At 32.5% G+C, this 17,409-nt stretch carries 18 protein-coding genes and 1 tRNA gene; 13 read left to right on the top strand and 6 right to left on the bottom strand.

The genetic code is table 11. The features are described 5' to 3' along the window. The coding region (locus WBQ70_RS04205; RefSeq protein WP_423910989.1) for an O-antigen ligase family protein at positions 1-1,343 on the top strand (1,343 nt) is incomplete at its 5' end. A 131-nt stretch (positions 1,344-1,474) separates the two neighbouring features. Then, positions 1,475-2,827: an exopolysaccharide biosynthesis polyprenyl glycosylphosphotransferase gene (locus tag WBQ70_RS04200; RefSeq protein WP_423910986.1), complete on the top strand. Its 1,353-nt coding sequence runs from the start codon at positions 1,475-1,477 to the stop codon at positions 2,825-2,827. Between the two features lie 9 nt (positions 2,828-2,836). Here WBQ70_RS04200 and WBQ70_RS04195 read toward each other — a convergent pair whose 3' ends face one another. Together WBQ70_RS04195 and WBQ70_RS04190 are read right to left on the bottom strand one after the other, a co-directional pair. Beyond that, positions 2,837-3,982 (bottom strand): DUF4105 domain-containing protein, encoded by a 1,146-nt coding sequence (locus tag WBQ70_RS04195; protein WP_423910984.1) that lies wholly within the window; start codon positions 3,980-3,982, stop codon positions 2,837-2,839. Between the two features lie 63 nt (positions 3,983-4,045). Further along, positions 4,046-5,032: a PorV/PorQ family protein gene (locus tag WBQ70_RS04190; protein ID WP_423910994.1), complete on the bottom strand. Its 987-nt coding sequence runs from the start codon at positions 5,030-5,032 to the stop codon at positions 4,046-4,048. Positions 5,033-5,299: 267 nt separating this feature from the next. On the opposite strand from WBQ70_RS04190, the gene WBQ70_RS04185 reads away from it, so the two are divergent. The 3 genes from WBQ70_RS04185 to WBQ70_RS04175 all read left to right on the top strand — a co-directional run bounded on the left by WBQ70_RS04185 (position 5,300) and on the right by WBQ70_RS04175 (position 7,388). Continuing rightward, positions 5,300-6,016: a CDP-alcohol phosphatidyltransferase family protein gene (locus WBQ70_RS04185; protein WP_423910981.1), complete on the top strand. Its 717-nt coding sequence runs from the start codon at positions 5,300-5,302 to the stop codon at positions 6,014-6,016. Between the two features lie 5 nt (positions 6,017-6,021). Further along, entirely contained in the window at positions 6,022-6,882 is an 861-nt protein-coding gene (locus tag WBQ70_RS04180; protein WP_423910978.1) for a glycoside hydrolase family 25 protein, read from the top strand. Between the two features lie 125 nt (positions 6,883-7,007). After that, positions 7,008-7,388: a PH domain-containing protein gene (locus WBQ70_RS04175; RefSeq protein WP_423910975.1), complete on the top strand. Its 381-nt coding sequence runs from the start codon at positions 7,008-7,010 to the stop codon at positions 7,386-7,388. A gap of 74 nt (positions 7,389-7,462) precedes the next feature. Here the strand turns inward: WBQ70_RS04175 and lptB are convergent, their stop codons facing one another. The 3 genes from lptB to WBQ70_RS04160 all read right to left on the bottom strand — a co-directional run bounded on the left by lptB (position 7,463) and on the right by WBQ70_RS04160 (position 10,061). Next, positions 7,463-8,203, bottom strand: coding sequence for an LPS export ABC transporter ATP-binding protein (lptB, locus tag WBQ70_RS04170; RefSeq protein WP_423910972.1), 741 nt, complete (start codon positions 8,201-8,203; stop codon positions 7,463-7,465). A gap of 83 nt (positions 8,204-8,286) precedes the next feature. Beyond that, positions 8,287-9,096 (bottom strand): twin-arginine translocase subunit TatC, encoded by an 810-nt coding sequence (tatC, locus tag WBQ70_RS04165; protein WP_423910970.1) that lies wholly within the window; start codon positions 9,094-9,096, stop codon positions 8,287-8,289. Next, positions 9,096-10,061 carry a KpsF/GutQ family sugar-phosphate isomerase gene (locus WBQ70_RS04160; protein WP_423910967.1) on the bottom strand — a complete coding sequence of 322 codons (966 nt, stop codon included), beginning with the start codon at positions 10,059-10,061 and terminating at the stop codon, positions 9,096-9,098. The genes tatC and WBQ70_RS04160 overlap by 1 nt, the downstream gene beginning before the upstream one ends. 85 nt (positions 10,062-10,146) lie before the next feature. Between WBQ70_RS04160 and WBQ70_RS04155 the strand changes: the two genes are divergently transcribed. Then, a complete protein-coding gene (locus WBQ70_RS04155; RefSeq protein WP_423910964.1) occupies positions 10,147-12,342 on the top strand; it encodes a RecQ family ATP-dependent DNA helicase in 2,196 nt (731 codons plus the stop codon). Between the two features lie 97 nt (positions 12,343-12,439). On the opposite strand, the gene WBQ70_RS04150 is transcribed toward WBQ70_RS04155, so the two are convergent. Continuing rightward, on the bottom strand, positions 12,440-12,679 hold the full coding sequence (locus WBQ70_RS04150) for a hypothetical protein (RefSeq protein ID WP_423910961.1): 240 nt from the start codon (positions 12,677-12,679) through the stop codon (positions 12,440-12,442). Positions 12,680-12,841: 162 nt separating this feature from the next. On the opposite strand from WBQ70_RS04150, the gene WBQ70_RS04145 reads away from it, so the two are divergent. From WBQ70_RS04145 to WBQ70_RS04115, 7 genes are all read left to right on the top strand, one after another. After that, positions 12,842-14,410 (top strand): NAD(P)/FAD-dependent oxidoreductase, encoded by a 1,569-nt coding sequence (locus WBQ70_RS04145; protein ID WP_423910958.1) that lies wholly within the window; start codon positions 12,842-12,844, stop codon positions 14,408-14,410. Between the two features lie 72 nt (positions 14,411-14,482). Next, the gene (gene idi, locus WBQ70_RS04140) at positions 14,483-15,010 is read left to right on the top strand and encodes an isopentenyl-diphosphate Delta-isomerase (protein WP_423910956.1); all 528 of its coding nucleotides are present in this window, start codon (positions 14,483-14,485) and stop codon (positions 15,008-15,010) included. 26 nt (positions 15,011-15,036) lie between these two features. Continuing rightward, positions 15,037-15,447, top strand: a complete 411-nt coding sequence (locus WBQ70_RS04135) for a 6-pyruvoyl trahydropterin synthase family protein (RefSeq protein WP_423910953.1) — start codon at positions 15,037-15,039, stop codon at positions 15,445-15,447. Then, complete coding sequence (locus WBQ70_RS04130) at positions 15,447-15,905, top strand: peroxiredoxin (RefSeq protein WP_423910991.1); 459 nt, start codon at positions 15,447-15,449, stop codon at positions 15,903-15,905. Before WBQ70_RS04135 ends, WBQ70_RS04130 begins: the two co-directional genes overlap by 1 nt. A gap of 60 nt (positions 15,906-15,965) precedes the next feature. Beyond that, entirely contained in the window at positions 15,966-16,928 is a 963-nt protein-coding gene (locus WBQ70_RS04125; RefSeq protein WP_423910950.1) for a type I phosphomannose isomerase catalytic subunit, read from the top strand. Positions 16,929-16,984: 56 nt separating this feature from the next. After that, entirely contained in the window at positions 16,985-17,251 is a 267-nt protein-coding gene (locus WBQ70_RS04120; protein WP_423910947.1) for a hypothetical protein, read from the top strand. Positions 17,252-17,329: 78 nt separating this feature from the next. After that, positions 17,330-17,403 (top strand) — tRNA-Thr (locus tag WBQ70_RS04115). Positions 17,404-17,409: the final 6 nt, after the last annotated feature.

Below are 17,409 nucleotides of genomic sequence, written 5' to 3'. Positions count from 1 at the left end.
AAATGAAAAAACAAGAAATCCTATATCTTAATTTAATACTTTTTCACCTTGGTATTGGAGTGGTAATTTATTTGTTACCATTTGCATCAAAATTATATGGTTTTGCCATTTTTATATTAGGTTTTTGTTATGTTGTTAAAACAAAAAACAGAAACAATGAAGCTTTATTTGCTGCAGCTTATTTAGTAGGAAGTGAAGTGTTGTTAAGAATGACTGGAGGAAGTATTACCTATGAGTTTTCAAAGTATGGAGTGATGATTTTGATTTTTGCAGGAGGTTATTTTAGTGGCTTTTCCAGGGCTGCTATACCCTACTGGATATTTTTACTGTTATTAGTACCAAGCGTAATCATTGCAACGTCAGTATTGAATTTTGATGCTCACATGAGAACTACTATTGCCTTCAATATTTCAGGACCTGTATGTCTTGGATTTGCTTCTCTTTATACTTTCAGACGCAAAATTAGTTTAAGTCAAATGAACTCATTATTGCTCTGTATTGGATTGCCTATTTTGAGTACAACTGTTTATTTAGCCATGTACACTCCTAGTGTTAGAGATGTCGTTACAGGGACAGGTTCAAATTATGCAACTTCAGGAGGCTTTGGTCCTAATCAAGTGGCTACTTTTTTAGGATTAGGGATGTTCATTTTTTTTTCTCGAATTATTTTAGAATCCAAATCAAACTTTCTAATACTATTAAATTTAATTATCGTTTTTAATATCTCTTATCGTGGAATGGTTACTTTCTCTCGTGGCGGAATGATTACGGGATTCTTAATGATTGTTTTATTATTGATTTTTTTATATTTTAAATCAAATTTTGGAGGTAAAGTAAAATTAATTTATATCATTACAATTATAGGAATTGCAATGAGTTCGATTTGGATTTATAGTTCAATACAAACAGGAGGATTAATTAACAAGCGTTATGCAAATCAAGATGCTAGAGGGAGAGAAAAACAAAGTCAATTTACCGGGAGAGAAGATATTGCTCAATCAGAATTAGAGATGTTTTTGAATAACCCTATTTTTGGTGTAGGTGTTGCAAAAGGCGTTGAAATAAGAAAAAAAAATACAGGAGTATTTATAGTTTCACATGATGAAATTACTAGAATGTTAGCTGAACATGGATCTCTAGGGATTATTGCTTTATTAATTTTAATATTTACACCTTTTGTTCTGTATCTTGAAAATAATTTTAATATGTTTTTAATATGTTTTGTGCTTTTTTGGTTTCTAACAATTAATCATGCAGCAATGCGAACAGCTGTCCCCGCCTTTATATATTCATTATCTTTATTAAATGTACAATTGAATACTCCTAAATCTAAAAACGAGTAATTTTATAAATCTTACTTAAAAAAGGCTGATTTTAAAAGCATAACCAAGTCTAAATAGTTAAATTGCACTTGTAACCACGATACTTATTCATGTTTAAGAATAAAATACATTTTGATATATCTGAAAGAAAAATGATCCTTCATCTTTTTGATGTTTTTTTTGTTTTACTGGGACTATATTTTATAGGAAGTAGTTTTGAAATAGTTTATTTAAAAGAGATTGTATTAAATAAATCCTATCTGGTTTTGTTTGTATTCTATCTGACTTTTTTTGGAATTGTTTTTGAAATGTATCATCTTCAAGTAGCTAGTAACGAGCTGCAAATTATGAAAAGTACTTTGTTGACGGTCTCATTTACTATTTTAGTTTACTTACTTACCCCTATTTTTTCTCCGGAATTACCTCCTAAAAGAATACAAATCATTTTGTTTTATACAGTTGTGTTCATCTCTTTAATGTTATGGCGTGTTTTCTATGTGCGTTATTTGGCTTCGAATCGCTTCTTTCAAAATGCCTTATTAATTTGTGATGAAGAGCAAGTAGAAGAGTTGATTTTAGGAATCGAAAGTGTTGATCCTCATTATAAAATTATAGGTTATGTAGCAACAGATACTCATTCTATTGCTAATAAGATAAATGTTAAGTACGTACATCAGATTGCAGGAATTGATTTGGTTTCTTTTGTTAAAGAACATAATATTTCGGAAATTGTAATTGCATCAAAAACCAGTAAGGGGATTACTCCTGAACTGTACCATCAACTAATTTGTTTATTAGAATCTGGTAAAAGTATTAGAGAGTATACACAGGTTTATGAAAGTAAGACGCAACGCATTCCTGTTCAGTATATTGAAAGGGATTTTTATCGTTTTTTTCCATTTAGTCGTAGCAATCAAAATAAGTTGTATCTGTCAGTTGTTCGTGTTACTGAGATTGTTATTTCATTATTAGGTTTGGTTTTAGGACTGATTATTTTACCTATAATCTTATTAGGTAATTCATTAGCTAATAGAGGAAAACTATTCTATACTCAAAAAAGAATTGGGAAAGATGGAATTCCTTTTGAAATCTTAAAATTAAGAACGATGATTGAAAACGCAGAGTCTAATGGAGCTATTTTTACCCGTTTTGATGATAGAAGAGTTACAGCTTTTGGGAAGTTTTTGAGGAAAACAAGAATTGATGAAATACCCCAATTTATTAATATTATGAAAGGGGAAATGGCAATCATAGGGCCAAGACCTGAACGACCTGAGATTGTAAAGCAAATAGCTGTTTTAATGCCTTTTTATGAAACCAGACACATTGTAAAACCGGGACTCACGGGCTGGGCACAAGTGAATTATTCCTATGGCGAAAATATTGATGATAGTTTGATTAAACTACAATACGACCTTTATTATATCAAGCACCGTAGTTTTTATTTAGATTTAAATATTACACTCAAAACAATAACAACGGTTTTGTTTTATAGAGGACAATAATTGATTTCGTTAAATAATTATAGGAATACGTTTTTTATGAAGAATAGCTAATTTTATCAAAAGATAACCATTAGTCACTATTAATGGAAGTACAATCAAGAAATGAATTTTGTTGATTAAAATAAAAATATATATAATTAATAAAAGCAAGCTAAATACACTTAAATTGTAAATCCATTTAATTTGTTTTTTTCTGTAAAAAAAGAAGGATAGAATGAGTAAAGGATTGAATAGTAAAACATTGTAATTGTTGGCTAATTCTAAATGGCCTGAGTAAAAACCTAAAAAAACAAATAAGATTCCAATCAGCCCAACAATAAAAAAATAGACCTGATTAATGCTCTTTTTGTTCAAAATAATAACCAGTCCTAGAAATATTAGGTAAGAATAACAGTTGTTCCACCAAGATTTTTCATTGATTTTTTCAAATTTTAGAAGTCTTTTTGTCGGATTTAAAAGTAGGTTTTGATTCTTGAATTTTGCTAATTTTAGGTTTTCCATTAATTCTAACGGTAAAAAAATATGGTCACCTATTTGGTCAACTTTAGTACCAAAGATGATACTAGTTCCTAGTTTTTCATAAAAATGATTGTCAAAATAAGGGTATAGAATCCTTCTGTAAGTTGCAGTAGTATCTATATTTTTTGTTATGGCTTTTGTGCCTAATGTTTTATTGATAATGTTAACAACCATTGATGTGCAGTTTTTGTCAATAAATTTATAGGTGTAATAGCTGTCTCCAGAAGCTAATGCTGTGTTTAAGTTGTCAAATAGTTGTTGTTTTAAATCCAGACTTAAATTTAGATCTTGTTCATAAACACTTCGGTTTTCATAAACATACTGAGAAATAAAATTGGAGTAGGAATTTGTAACCGCAAAATACTGTAAATCTCCTTTGGCAAACTTGGCAACAAAATTGGGAGTATTAAAATCAAACGCGCCGTAGTTGTATATAATGTCTAAATTGTTTTCGATATCTGAAATTCGAATAGCAGTATGACCAAATAAAGAATAAGATTCGTTTCCTGTTCCGCAAGTTAGTATACTTACCTTTGCGTGTTGAGATAAAATAGGATTTTGACCAAATGATATAATTGAAAACAATATTAAAAAGAAAGAAAAACAAGTTGAATAACTTAAATCGTACGTTTTCATTAGTGTTTTTTTAATGTATAGTATTCTGTTTTGTCAAATTCTATAATGTATCTAGGTAGATTTTTATCTTCTAAAAAGTCCTAAATCTACTTTTAGTGAAAATATATTAGAATATAAGGTAGTGGTTTGATTTCCTATATTCGTCAAAGCATAATCCACTTCAATACCTTTATATTTAAATCCTAAACCAATATTAGGTTGAAATCCTATTTTTTTTGTACTGTCTAGTTGTTCTACATTTTGGAAATTACCAACTCCTGCACGTACAAATACCAAATCAGTATAGCCAAATTCCAGACCTAATGCAGGATCTATACTAGCAAATTGCGTCGAAATAATATCGTTTGTTTGTGTGAAACGCATATTCATATTGGCTGCTGCCAAAAGACTGTAGTCATAATGAAATAGGAATTTTTTAGACATCCCTATTTGAACCTTTGGCGCTGTGATCTCTGTTGATTCAGGTACTTCTTGGTTTTGTCCAGCTACGGCATCGGCAATTTTTTGATATTCTTTTTCATTGATATTCCAAACATTGTAAGTGGTTGTAATATCCCTAGCCATTATTCCAAACTTCCAATTATCTCTTTCAAATTGGACACCAACATCAAAACCAAATCCCCAGGCACTAGCAAATTTACCAATAATTCGTCGAATGATTTTTGCATTAACACCATATTGAAAGCCTTCAAGAGGCAATCTTCTTGCATATGAAAAAGTAAAGCCATAATCAGCGGTTGAGAAAAGACTGATTCGGTTGTAGTCTATGTTTCCTTGATTGTCAATTAATTCAGTGGTGTTTAATATGTCGTCAACTCCAAAACGAATCAACGAAACTCCCCAAGCACTTTCATTATCAATAGGACTTGCATAAGCGATATAATCATATTGTGCAATATTAGCAAAGTAATTAGCATGCATTAATGAAATTTGATGGTCTTCAAGGTTGACTAATCCAGCAGGATTCCAATACCCTGAATTGACATCATTTGTGGATGACACAACACTGTTAGCCATTCCTAATGCAGCGGCATCAACACCGATATTCATGAACTCATTAGAATATTTTCTAACAGTTTGGCTGTATGACGTACTGCAAATCAAGACTAAAAGAAAGTATTGAATTTTTTTCAATGGTATAATTTTAAAACACAATTGTTGTTATTTTTCATCAAAAATATAATTTTTTAATGAGCTTCTTTCTGTTTATGATCAAATAAACAAAAAAGAAGTGTTAGTTATTGAAAATCTATAGTAAAAAACTACAGTTTCATTCATACTATTGTAGTAAATTTGTCCGAATAAAAAATAAAATTTATGGAAAGCATCAAAAAACAAATTCCAAACATAATTACGTTATTAAATCTTTTTTCAGGTTGTATAGCGTTGGTTTTTGCTACTAAATCAAATTTTGAATTGGCATTTTATTTTGTGTGTTTGGGGATCTTCTTTGATTTTTTTGATGGATTTTTTGCTCGAATGTTCAAGGTCTCAAGTCCTTTAGGGTTGCAATTAGATTCTTTAGCGGATATGGTTACTAGTGGTGTTGTTCCTGGGTTTGTAATGTTTTCGATGCTATTAAAGAGTCAAAGCGAAATTACAAGTTGCCCCGCTTTTGCTTATTTAGGTTTTGTCGTAACTTTAGGATCCTGTTATCGATTGGCTAATTTTAATATTGATACCCGTCAAACGGATTCTTTTATAGGATTGCCTACACCTGCAAATACCTTGTTTATTTTGAGTTTGCCTTTGGTTTTACAATATTCAGATTCCTTGATAGTACTAGAAGCGTTATCAAATCAATGGGTTTTGTTAGCTATCGTTTTAGGTAGTGCTTATATTCTTAATGCCGAAATTCCTTTGTTTTCTTTGAAATTAAAAAAATTCACGGTTAAAGATAATCTACTACAAATTGGATTTTTGATAGTTTCTTTTTTATTGATTTTCTTTTTTCAATTTCTCGGGATTTCCTTGCTGATTCTTTTTTATGTTTTGCTTTCAGTAATAAATAATAAGATAATTAAGAAGCAATAGGGTGGATGAGAAAAAAAACTGTTCGTAGGAAGCCTTCAGTAAGGTATACTAAAAAGAAAACGACTTTTTTTTACGGTAAGTTGCTACGTTTTTCAATCGTATTCTTAAGTATTGCTTTTCTTTTTTTAGCACTTTATCACTATCGGAGCGGTCTAGCTTATTATTTTAGTTTTAAAACAGATAAAGTTTTAAGTGAAAAAGCCGAATCCAAAAGACTTTCCGATATTCGGAACCATCAGGTTTTGAATAGTATTGAAGGTAAGTCAGTTGGGATAGATGTGTCAGAATACCAAGGCGATATTAAGTGGTCTTATGTGGATACGCTTGAAAATCAATTCCCTATTCATTTTGTGCTTATTCGAGCGACAGTGGGTAATGACCGATTGGACCGAAGTTTTGAGAAGAATTGGCTTGGCGCCAAAAAAAACAAAATGATTCGAGGTGCCTACCACTATTATCGTCCTAATGAAAATTCATTAGAACAAGCGGCTCTTTTTATAAAAACGGTTCATTTGAAAAAAGGAGACATGCCTCCAGTTTTAGATATCGAAAAATTACCAAAGAATCAATCCATAGAACGTTTGAAAATAGGATTAAAAAGATGGTTGGAGAAAATAGAAGCACACTATAAAGTAAGACCTATAATATATACTGGCGAAAAATATTATGATGATTTCTTGAAAGAAGAATTTAGTGAATATCTTTTTTGGATAGCGAACTACAATTTTTACAGAGAGAAAATAGAGAGCGATTGGTTGTTTTGGCAATTTACTGAAAGAGGTTCAGTGCCAGGAATAAAAGGAAATGTGGATGTTAATATTTTTAACGGAGACCTTCAGCAATTGCAGTTTATAACAGTTGAATGAGAGTATTGGATTTTTTATAATAAAACGGAGATTACTATACATAGGTAAAAACAAATGGAGTCCAGAGACCATAAAAAACGGGGCGCTACCGAAAAGCCAAACGAGTAGGAGTGAAGTTTAATAAAATGGGAATATTTTCAGCAATACTAGGGAATGCAGGGACAGTTAGTCAAGAAGATTTACAAAAAGAATATGGTAAGCTTTTAATTGATGGAGAACAAATTGAATTAGGTTTTAAGCTAATTAGGGATATGTTTATTTTTACTAATAAGAGACTTATTTTAGTAGATAAACAAGGTTTAACAGGGAGTAAAATTGAATACAAATCTATTTCTTATAAAAGCATTTCAAGATTTAGTATTGAAACAGCAGGAACTTTTGATTTAGATGCTGAATTAAAAATATGGGTTTCAAGTGAGCAATTGCCAAGTATTAAAAAACAATTTAATAAGTCTGTAAATGTTTATGATGTTCACAATATCTTAGCTGCACATGTATTAAAATAATGGTTTTTGGTGCTTGAATACGAAGTTTAAGCACCAAATTCAGTTAACAATGATAAGTTTGTAAAGCGTTGAAGTTAAAACTCAATCTTCTTTTTACGTAATTCAAAATTTTGTCCTAAATAAACTCTTCGTACCATTTCATCTTCTACTAATTCTTCAGGAATACCAGCTTTTAGAATTCCACCTTCAAACATTAAATAGGTTTTGTCAGTAATAGCAAGGGTTTCTTGAACGTTATGGTCAGTAATCAAGATACCAATATTTTTATTTTTTAATTGAGCCACAATTCGTTGAATATCTTCAACAGCTACAGGATCTACTCCAGCAAATGGTTCATCAAGTAGAATGAATTTAGGGTCGGTGGCTAGACATCGTGCAATTTCAGTTCTTCGGCGTTCTCCACCTGAAAGTAGATCACCTCTGTTAGTTCGAATATGTTCCAAGCTAAATTCGGCGATCAAACTTTCCATTTTGGCAATTTGAGCTTCTTTAGAAAGTTGGGTAAGCTGTAGTACGCTTAATATATTATCCTCAATGCTTAATTTTCTAAAAACCGATGCTTCTTGAGCGAGATATCCAATTCCTTGTTGTGCTCTTTTGTACATTGGAAAATCGGTAATGTTTAAATTATCAAGGTAAATGTTTCCAGCATTAGGTTTTACTAATCCTACAATCATATAAAAAGAAGTCGTTTTTCCAGCACCGTTTGGTCCTAATAGCCCTACGATTTCACCCTGATTTACTTCTACTGATATGCCTTTTACAACACTTCTTCCTTTGTATGTTTTAACTAGATTATCTGCTCTTAAAATCATTTTCTTGTTGGTTTTTTATTCAATACCGTGTTTAGACTTTACAAATAAACGAATAAACGACAGATTTTAATCATAATTATTTGTTACGATTTGAGTTCTTTTTTGGCTACAAATACAGATAGAAAGATGCTTGCTTCATAAATCAATAACATAGGAATAGCTACAATAGTTTGACTGACCACATCAGGTGGGGTAACGATAGCGGCTACAATTAGTACTAATACAATTGCATATTTTCTAGAATTTCTTAAAAATAGAGGTGTTACTAGTCCTAATTTAGTCAAGAAATAAATAATAATAGGTAATTCAAAAAACAATCCTCCCGCAATAACAGATGTTTTGACCATTCCAATATAGGAGTTTAAGGTGAATTGATTTAAAACCACATCACTCACGGTAAAAGTAGCGACAAAATTGACTGACATTGGTATAATAACATAATACCCAAAAAGAACTCCTAAGAAGAATAGTAAAGAGGCGAAAAAGATGAATATTTTAGCATTTTTCTTTTCGTTGTCATAAAGTGCGGGGCCAATAAATTTCCAAATTTCCCATAAAATATAAGGGAAAGCAAGGATGAATCCTGCTAGAATACAGATCCAAATAAAAACATTTACCTGACCCTCCATTTCGGTATTCTGAATAATAAAAGGCATTTCGGTAATGCAAATACTTTCCGCAAAACCTAAGCTGTGTGATAATTCACAAAGATAGATGTAAGTAAAAAAAGTGGGTCTTGTAGGGCCAAATATAATAGTGTCAAAAAGATAATCACTAATGAAATAGGTGACAATTGCCATGATGATTATGGCAATTGTGCTGCGAACCAATAGCCATCTTAAGTCCTCAAGATGATCTAAAAAAGACATCTCGTTTAAGTTTTTCTTTGCCATTATATAATTCCTTCTTTTAAAATATCATGTAAATGCAAGACTCCTTGGTATTCTCCATTGTCTACAACGATTAATTGAGTAATTGAAAAGTCCTCAAGGATATTCAATGCGTCCACGGCCATGGTTGAGGATTGAACTATTTTAGGATTTTTGGTCATGATGTCTTTAGCTGATAAATCAGTAAAAGTATCTCTTTCATTAAGCATTCTTCGGATATCTCCATCAGTAATAATACCAATAACAGTTTCATTTTCGACAACAGCGGTAACACCTAAGCGTTTTTCAGATATTTCGAAAATGGCTTTTTTGATAGAAGCATCGGGGGAAACCTTAGGTTTTAAACTATGCTCAATCATGTCGCTTACTTTTAAAAGTAATTTCTTGCCTAAAGCGCCGCCTGGGTGATAAATCGCAAAATTTTCAGGTTTAAAATCTCGCATTTCCATCAAACAAACTGCTAAGGCATCTCCCATGACTAATTGGGCAGTAGTGCTATTTGTAGGTGCAAGGTTTATTGGACAAGCTTCTTTGTCAACCGTTGTGTTTAAAATGTGTTTAGATCCTTTGGCTAAAAAAGAGGTTATGTTTCCTGTCATTCCAATCAAAGTGTTTCCAAAACGTGTTAAAAGAGGAACTAAGGCCTTAATTTCAGGACTATTTCCGCTTTTAGAAATGCAAATGATTACATCTTCATTTTGAATCATTCCTAAGTCGCCATGAATGGCTTCGGCAGCGTGAAGGAATAATGAAGGAGTTCCAGTTGAGTTGAATGTAGCAACCATTTTCTGTGCTATGATGGCGCTTTTTCCAATACCAGTAATGACTAATCTTCCTTTGGATTCGTAAATTGCTTGAGCAGAAAGGTAAAAGTCATCATCTAGAAATTCCGTTAGTTTTGCAATAGCTTCACTTTCAGATAAAATGGTTTTTTTGGCTATTGCCAATATATTTTCTTTTGTTATCAAAACAGAATAGTTAAAATTTGTAAGTGTAAAAGAAAGTTGTATCTTTATATGGTGCAAATTTATATAAAATACCATATAATAAAGAATGAATTCAGACGAAATTGATATCCATAAAGAATTAAAAAAATATTTTGGCTTCAGCCAATTTAAAGGACTACAGGAGCAGGTAATTAAAACGTTGCTTAATAAACAGAATACATTTGTCATCATGCCTACGGGTGGCGGGAAATCACTTTGTTATCAACTACCAGCTTTAATTCAAGAAGGAACTGCTATTGTAGTATCTCCGTTGATTGCTTTGATGAAAAATCAAGTAGATGCCATAAGAAGTTTATCTTCAGAGAATGGTATTGCACATGTTTTAAACTCCTCCCTTACAAAAACGGAAATAACACAAGTTAAAAAAGATATTACATCTGGCTTGACTAAATTGCTTTATGTAGCCCCAGAATCGTTGACTAAAGAAGAGAATGTAGCGTTTTTAAAAAGTGTTACTATTTCTTTTGTGGCTATTGATGAGGCACATTGTATTTCAGAATGGGGGCATGATTTTAGACCTGAATACAGAAACTTAAAAAACATTATCAAACAAATAGGCGATGTGCCTGTTATTGGTCTTACAGCTACGGCAACACCAAAAGTACAAGAGGATATCTTGAAAAATTTGGACATGTCAAATGCAACCACTTTCAAAGCTTCTTTTAATAGGCCTAATTTATTTTATGAAGTACGTACAAAAACAAAGAATGTAGAATCTGATATTATTCGATTCATTCGTCAACATAAAGGGAAATCAGGAGTTATTTATTGTTTGAGTCGCAAAAAAGTAGAGGCTATAGCCGAGGTGTTGAAGGTAAATGGCATTAGCGCTGTTCCTTATCATGCAGGCTTGGATGCTAAAACAAGGGCAAAACATCAAGACATGTTTTTGATGGAGGACGTTGAGGTTGTTGTGGCCACTATTGCCTTTGGAATGGGGATTGATAAACCAGACGTTCGTTTTGTGATTCATCATGATATTCCTAAATCATTAGAGAGTTATTACCAAGAGACGGGTCGAGCGGGACGTGATGGAGGTGAAGGGCATTGTTTAGCTTATTATTCCTATAAAGATGTAGAGAAATTAGAAAAGTTCATGTCTGGGAAGCCTGTTGCTGAACAGGAAATTGGGTTTGCTTTATTGCAAGAAGTAGTGGCTTATGCTGAAACTTCTATGTCAAGGAGGAAGTTTTTGTTGCATTATTTTGGCGAAGAATTTGATGATGCAACAGGAGAAGGTGCTGATATGGATGACAATGTTCGCAATCCAAAATCTAAAGTAGAAGCTAAAGAGGAAGTCGTAAAATTACTTGAAGTAGTAAGAGATACTAAGCATTTATATAAATCTAAAGAAATTGTCTTTACTTTAATAGGTAGGGTTAATGCAGTTATAAAAGCACATCGTACAGATGTGCAACCATTTTTTGGTTCGGGTGCAAATCATGACGAAAAATATTGGATGGCATTATTGCGACAAGTACTTGTTGCAGGATATTTGTCAAAAGATATCGAGACTTATGGAATTGTGAAAATCAATAAAAAAGGATTGGATTTTATTAAAAAACCAAGTTCTTTTATGATGTCTGAAGATCATGAATACAATCAAACAGAAGATGATGCCATAGTTACTGCTTCAAAATCGACAGCTGCAGTCGATGAAGTTTTGATGAATATGTTACGGGAATTACGTAAAAAAGAAGCTAAAAAAATTGGAGTACCTCCATTTGTGGTTTTTCAAGATCCTTCTTTAGAAGATATGGCATTGAAATACCCTATTTCAATGGAAGAATTAGTTAATATTCATGGTGTCGGTGAAGGAAAGGCCAAAAAATATGGTGTAGCATTTATTGCATTAATCAATCGCTATGTTGAGGATAATGATATTATTCGGCCAGATGATTTGGTTGTGAAATCTACGGGAACCAATTCAGTTAATAAATTATATATCATTCAAAATATTGACAGGAAATTGTCTTTAGATGATATTGCAAAAGCCAAAGGGCTTACAATGGATTCTTTGATAAAAGAAATGGAGCAAATTGTATATTCAGGAACAAAATTGAATATTAAATACTGGGTTGATGATATGCTTGATGAAGATCAACAAGAAGAAATTCACGAGTATTTTATGGAGTCAGAATCAGATAAAATAGAAGATGCACTCAAGGAATTTGATGGAGAATACGATATTGATGAGTTGCGCCTTATGCGAATTAAATTTATTAGTGAAGTAGCAAATTAGAAAATATAAATTCCAATAAAAATATAAATCCCAAATTCCAACACTGAAACGATTAAGATGGAATATGGGATTTTTTTATTTGGAATTTAATTGAATTTTAGGCTTCAAATAAAACAGCACGATGAGGCTTTAAAGTATCACGGACGCTAATCATATTTTCGTCAGTAACTACCATAAAAGCTATAGCGTGCATTTCGTTTATTATTTCATATCCAGTAATATTTAATGGTGATTTTTCAATTGCGATGTATTCTTTTAGATGAATTTCATGGTGTTCTGCTGTTTTGGCCGCTGCAGGCCCACGAAAATCCCAAATCATTTTGATTTTTCTAGACATTTTATACTATTCAAGATTATTTGTGCCAAAGTTACAAAGTCTATTTTGATTATTTCAAAATGGTTTGCCTTTTGGAACTTAAGAATTCACTACAAAATATTACTTTTGCATTTAGTCTCGTTTTTTGTGTATAAAAGTGAGTGAAGAAAAATAAATTTATCAATGTCTCAAGAACTTCTTTTACAAGTCACCCCTGAAATTGCTGCAAACGAGCCTTTGCTTAAAGATTTTGTTGCCAATAAAATAAAAGTTACTGTTAATGCAATACAGCATATTGTTGTTTTGAAACGTTCTATTGATGCTCGTCAAAAAGCAATTAAGGTGAATTTAAAACTGTCTGTTTACCTGAAAGGTGAGCCTTTTCAAGAAAGATTGGTTGAATTACCCGATTATCCAAATGTAACTAACGCACAAGAAGTAATTGTTGTGGGAGCTGGTCCAGCTGGACTTTTTGCTGCATTGCAATTGGTAGAGTTAGGCTTAAAACCGATAGTTGTTGAACGTGGAAAAGATGTTCGTGGTCGTCGTCGAGATTTGAAAGCCATCAATGTAGATCATCTAGTTGATGAAGATTCTAACTATTGTTTTGGTGAAGGCGGAGCAGGGACTTATTCGGATGGGAAATTATATACTCGTTCGAAAAAACGTGGTGATGTTACCAGAATCCTGGAGTTATTAGTTGCTTTTGGTGCTACTCCAGATATTTTGGTAGAAGCTCATCCTCACATTGGAACTAATAAATTACCACAAATTATTCAAGATATTCGGGAGAAAATCATTGAATCTGGTGGGCAAGTATTATTCGAAACTAAAGTAACGGATATTTTATTAAAAAACAATGAAGTCAAAGGGATAGTAACGCATAAAGGAGATACTATTTTGGCTAATAAATTAATATTAGCCACAGGACATTCTGCTCGTGATATTTTTGAACTGTTAGATAGAAAGAAGATTTTTATAGAAGCGAAGCCTTTTGCCTTGGGGGTAAGGGCAGAGCATCCACAATCTTTGATTGATAAAATACAATACAGTTGTGATTATCGTGGCGAATTATTACCACCAGCTCCATATAGTATAGTGAAACAAGTGGGTGGTCGCGGAATGTATTCGTTTTGTATGTGTCCAGGTGGAGTCATTGCTCCTTGTGCTACAAGTCCTGGTGAGGTCGTTACCAATGGTTGGTCTCCATCTAAGCGAGATCAAGCGACTGCAAATTCAGGTATTGTGATTGAGTTAAAGGTGGAAGACTTTAAACCTTTTGCAAAATTTGGTGCCTTGGCTGGAATGGAATTTCAGAAAAGCATTGAACAAAAAGCTTGGCATCTAGCGGGGGAAACGCAAAAAGTACCTGCCCAAAGGATGATTGATTTTGTTCAGAATAAAGTTTCTAGCGAAATTCCAAAAACATCTTATGTTCCAGGAACAACTTCCGTTGAATTGGGGCAAGTTTTTCCAGGTTTTTTAAGTCAGATATTAAGAGAAGGTTTTTCTGAATTTGGAAAATCTATGAAAGGATATTTGACAAATGAAGCGATTCTTCATGCGCCAGAATCCAGAACGTCTTCTCCTGTGCGAATTCCTAGAGATGGATTTACATATGAACACCTTCAAATAAAAGGATTGTATCCTTGTGGTGAAGGAGCAGGTTATGCTGGCGGGATAATTTCGGCTGCTATTGATGGTGAGAAATGTGCGTTGATGATAGCAGAAAGTATTAAAAATAAAATGTAAAAAAAATATACGAAGGAAGAAATTAGATACACTTGAGTATCTTTTTGTATTTTTGAGGTGCTAATTATAATTATGAAAGAAGAAAATGTAATATTGGTTAACGAAAATGATGAGCAAATAGGGTTAATGCCTAAATTGGAAGCTCATGAAAAAGCCGTGTTACATCGAGCCTTTTCTGTTTTTGTATTAAATAGTAAGAATGAAATAATGCTCCAGCAGCGAGCAGAACACAAATATCATTCACCTTTGCTTTGGACTAATACCTGTTGTAGTCATCAGCGTGAAGGAGAATCAAATATTGAAGCAGGCAATCGTAGATTATATGAGGAAATGGGTTATAAAACAGATTTGAAAGAATTGTTTCATTTTATATATAAAGCACCTTTTGATAATGGTTTGACGGAACATGAATTAGATCATGTAATGATTGGTTATTATGAAGGTAGTCCACTAGTTGATCCAGAAGAGGTTCATGATTGGAAATGGATGAGTATTGAGGCTGTTCAATTAGATATGATAGCACGTCCAAAAGAGTACACAGTATGGTTTAAAATCATTTTTGAAGAATTTTATCATTTTTTAGAAAAGCATAAAGTATAATAATTAAGTTTAAATAATTTTACCCAATGAAAGTAACTATTAGTAGAAAGGCACATTTCAACGCAGCACATCGATTGTATCGCAAGGATTGGACTTTTGAAAAAAATGATGCTATTTTTGGGAAATGCAATAATCCTAATTATCATGGTCATAATTATGAGCTTATTGTAAGTGTGACAGGGCCTATTGATCCTGAAACGGGATTTGTAGTGGATGTTAAGATTTTGTCAGATATAATAAAAGAGGAAGTTGAGGTTCCTTTTGATCATAAAAATTTGAATCTAGATGTAGTTGAGTTTCAAGATTTAAATCCTACTGCTGAAAATATTGTAGTGGTTATTTGGAATAAAATTAGAAAAAAAATTCAGTCAGATTTTGATTTAGAAGTGGTGCTCTATGAAACACCTCGCAATTTTGTAACCTATAGGGGAGTATGATGGGATTGAAAGTGGGAGATAAGATTCCTTTTTTTACGGCTAAAGATAGTAGGGGAGATGATTTTGATAGTCATTTTTTAATCGGTCATAAACCAGTAGTAATTTATTTTTATCCAAAAGATGATACGCCAGGATGTACTACTCAGGCATGTGGTTTTAGAGATCAATATCAAGATTTTAAAGAAGTAGGTGCAGAAGTGATAGGAATTAGTAGTGATGGTTTAGAATCACATCAAAGATTTTCCAGTAAATATAAATTACCCTTTCTGTTGCTGTCCGATGAAAATAAAAAAATCAGGAATTTATTTGGAGTTCCTTCACGTATTTTTGGTTTACTTCCGGGTAGAGTGACTTATGTTGCTGATAAGAATGGTGTCATACAAATGGTTTTTAATGGAATTTTTGCTGCCAAGCATATTCCAAAAGCATTAGAAGTAGTAAAGCAATTAATCTCTTAGTGTGTAATTACATATCTAAGTGTTAAAAATAAAACAGAAATGTTTATAGAATAATCAAGAATGAAAGTATATCCATTACAGTTTGAGCCCATTCTAAAAGAAAGAATTTGGGGCGGTGAAAAGCTAAAAACGTATCTTAACAAACCGATTAGTTCTCCTATTACAGGTGAGAGCTGGGAGTTATCCACTGTAGAAGGAGATATTAGTGTGATTGCAAATGGTGATTATAAAGGGCTATCATTAATGGATGTTATTAATGAATATTCTGAAGAGTTGTTAGGTGCTACTGTATACAAGCGTTTCGGGAAGCAATTCCCGTTGCTTTTTAAATATTTAGATGCTCGCGACGATTTATCGATTCAAGTACATCCTAATGATGCTTTGGCAAAAAAGCGTCATAATTCTTTTGGCAAAACGGAGATGTGGTATATTATGCAAGCTGACCCTGAGGCTAGGATAATTGTGGGGTTTAAAGAAGATTCTAATGCTAATGAGTATTTGGAAAATCTAGAAAATAAAACTTTGTTGTCAATTTTGAATAATGTAAAGGTAAATGAGGGAGATGTTTATTTCCTAGAAACGGGAACTGTTCATTCAATAGGTGGAGGGATGTTAGTTGCTGAGATTCAACAAACTTCTGATATAACGTATCGTCTGTATGATTTTGATCGTGTTGATGCTGATGGTAATACGAGGGAATTGCATGTAGATTTGGCTTTGGATGCTATAAATTATAAAAAAACAGATACTTATAAGGCATATTCTAATAATAAAAATGAATCTAATACAATGGTGGATTGTGCTTATTTTACGACTAATTCGATTCCTTTAGAAGGAGAGATGGTAGTTGCTAAAAATGGGCAGACTTTCACAGTGTACATGTGTGTTGATGGAGCTTTTGAAATAGAGTATGATGGGATGGTTTTTAAATATAAAAAAGGAGATACTATTCTTATTCCAGCAATAATGGATTCGTTTACTTTGAGCGGAAGCGCTTCTCTTTTAGAAATTTATATTTCATAGTAGGGAATAGAAAGATTATATGTACTTTTGCAAACGCAAATTAAAATTAAAAAAAAATGGCAAACGTTAAGAATTTAAAAAAAGACATCAACTACGTTTTAGGAGATATTATTGAGGCAGTTTATTTGTATGAGATCACATCAACAGGAAAACCAACAGAAGAAACTAATAAATTAATTGATGAGGCTATTGCTTCTTTCGATGTTTTGATCACAAAAGTGAACGCTAAGAACGTTGAAAACAAAAAAGCACATTTCAAGCAAATTAATGTTGAATTGGAACAAACTGCAAATCAATTAATTGCTAAAATAAACGAATTATAGTTTAAAAAAAAAGCAAAAAAGTGCAAATTTATTTTGGAGAATTCAAAATCCTGCTTATATTTGCACCCGTAATGAGACGCCAGCGTAGCTCAGTTGGCTAGAGCAGCTGATTTGTAATCAGCAGGTCGTGGGTTCGAGTCCCTCCGCCGGCTCATCGT

Source organism: Flavobacterium sp., from assembly GCF_049590715.1.
In the GTDB taxonomy this organism is placed as follows: domain Bacteria; phylum Bacteroidota; class Bacteroidia; order Flavobacteriales; family Flavobacteriaceae; genus Flavobacterium.
This window is presented reverse-complemented; position numbering and strand designations above follow the sequence as displayed.

Bases quoted from the DNA above. Each gene is read 5' to 3' on its own strand.
- WBQ70_RS04200 (WP_423910986.1), top strand. From the start codon at position 1,475: ATGATCCTTCATCTTTTTGATGTTTTTTTTGTTTTACTGGGACTATAT.
- WBQ70_RS04195 (WP_423910984.1), bottom strand. From the start codon at position 3,982: ATGAAAACGTACGATTTAAGTTATTCAACTTGTTTTTCTTTCTTTTTA.
- WBQ70_RS04190 (WP_423910994.1), bottom strand. From the start codon at position 5,032: ATGAATATCGGTGTTGATGCCGCTGCATTAGGAATGGCTAACAGTGTT.
- WBQ70_RS04185 (WP_423910981.1), top strand. From the start codon at position 5,300: ATGGAAAGCATCAAAAAACAAATTCCAAACATAATTACGTTATTAAAT.
- WBQ70_RS04180 (WP_423910978.1), top strand. From the start codon at position 6,022: ATGAGAAAAAAAACTGTTCGTAGGAAGCCTTCAGTAAGGTATACTAAA.
- WBQ70_RS04175 (WP_423910975.1), top strand. From the start codon at position 7,008: ATGGGAATATTTTCAGCAATACTAGGGAATGCAGGGACAGTTAGTCAA.
- lptB (WP_423910972.1), bottom strand. From the start codon at position 8,203: ATGATTTTAAGAGCAGATAATCTAGTTAAAACATACAAAGGAAGAAGT.
- tatC (WP_423910970.1), bottom strand. From the start codon at position 9,096: ATGGCAAAGAAAAACTTAAACGAGATGTCTTTTTTAGATCATCTTGAG.
- WBQ70_RS04155 (WP_423910964.1), top strand. From the start codon at position 10,147: ATGAATTCAGACGAAATTGATATCCATAAAGAATTAAAAAAATATTTT.
- WBQ70_RS04150 (WP_423910961.1), bottom strand. From the start codon at position 12,679: ATGTCTAGAAAAATCAAAATGATTTGGGATTTTCGTGGGCCTGCAGCG.
- WBQ70_RS04145 (WP_423910958.1), top strand. From the start codon at position 12,842: ATGTCTCAAGAACTTCTTTTACAAGTCACCCCTGAAATTGCTGCAAAC.
- idi (WP_423910956.1), top strand. From the start codon at position 14,483: ATGAAAGAAGAAAATGTAATATTGGTTAACGAAAATGATGAGCAAATA.
- WBQ70_RS04135 (WP_423910953.1), top strand. From the start codon at position 15,037: ATGAAAGTAACTATTAGTAGAAAGGCACATTTCAACGCAGCACATCGA.
- WBQ70_RS04130 (WP_423910991.1), top strand. From the start codon at position 15,447: ATGGGATTGAAAGTGGGAGATAAGATTCCTTTTTTTACGGCTAAAGAT.
- WBQ70_RS04125 (WP_423910950.1), top strand. From the start codon at position 15,966: ATGAAAGTATATCCATTACAGTTTGAGCCCATTCTAAAAGAAAGAATT.
- WBQ70_RS04120 (WP_423910947.1), top strand. From the start codon at position 16,985: ATGGCAAACGTTAAGAATTTAAAAAAAGACATCAACTACGTTTTAGGA.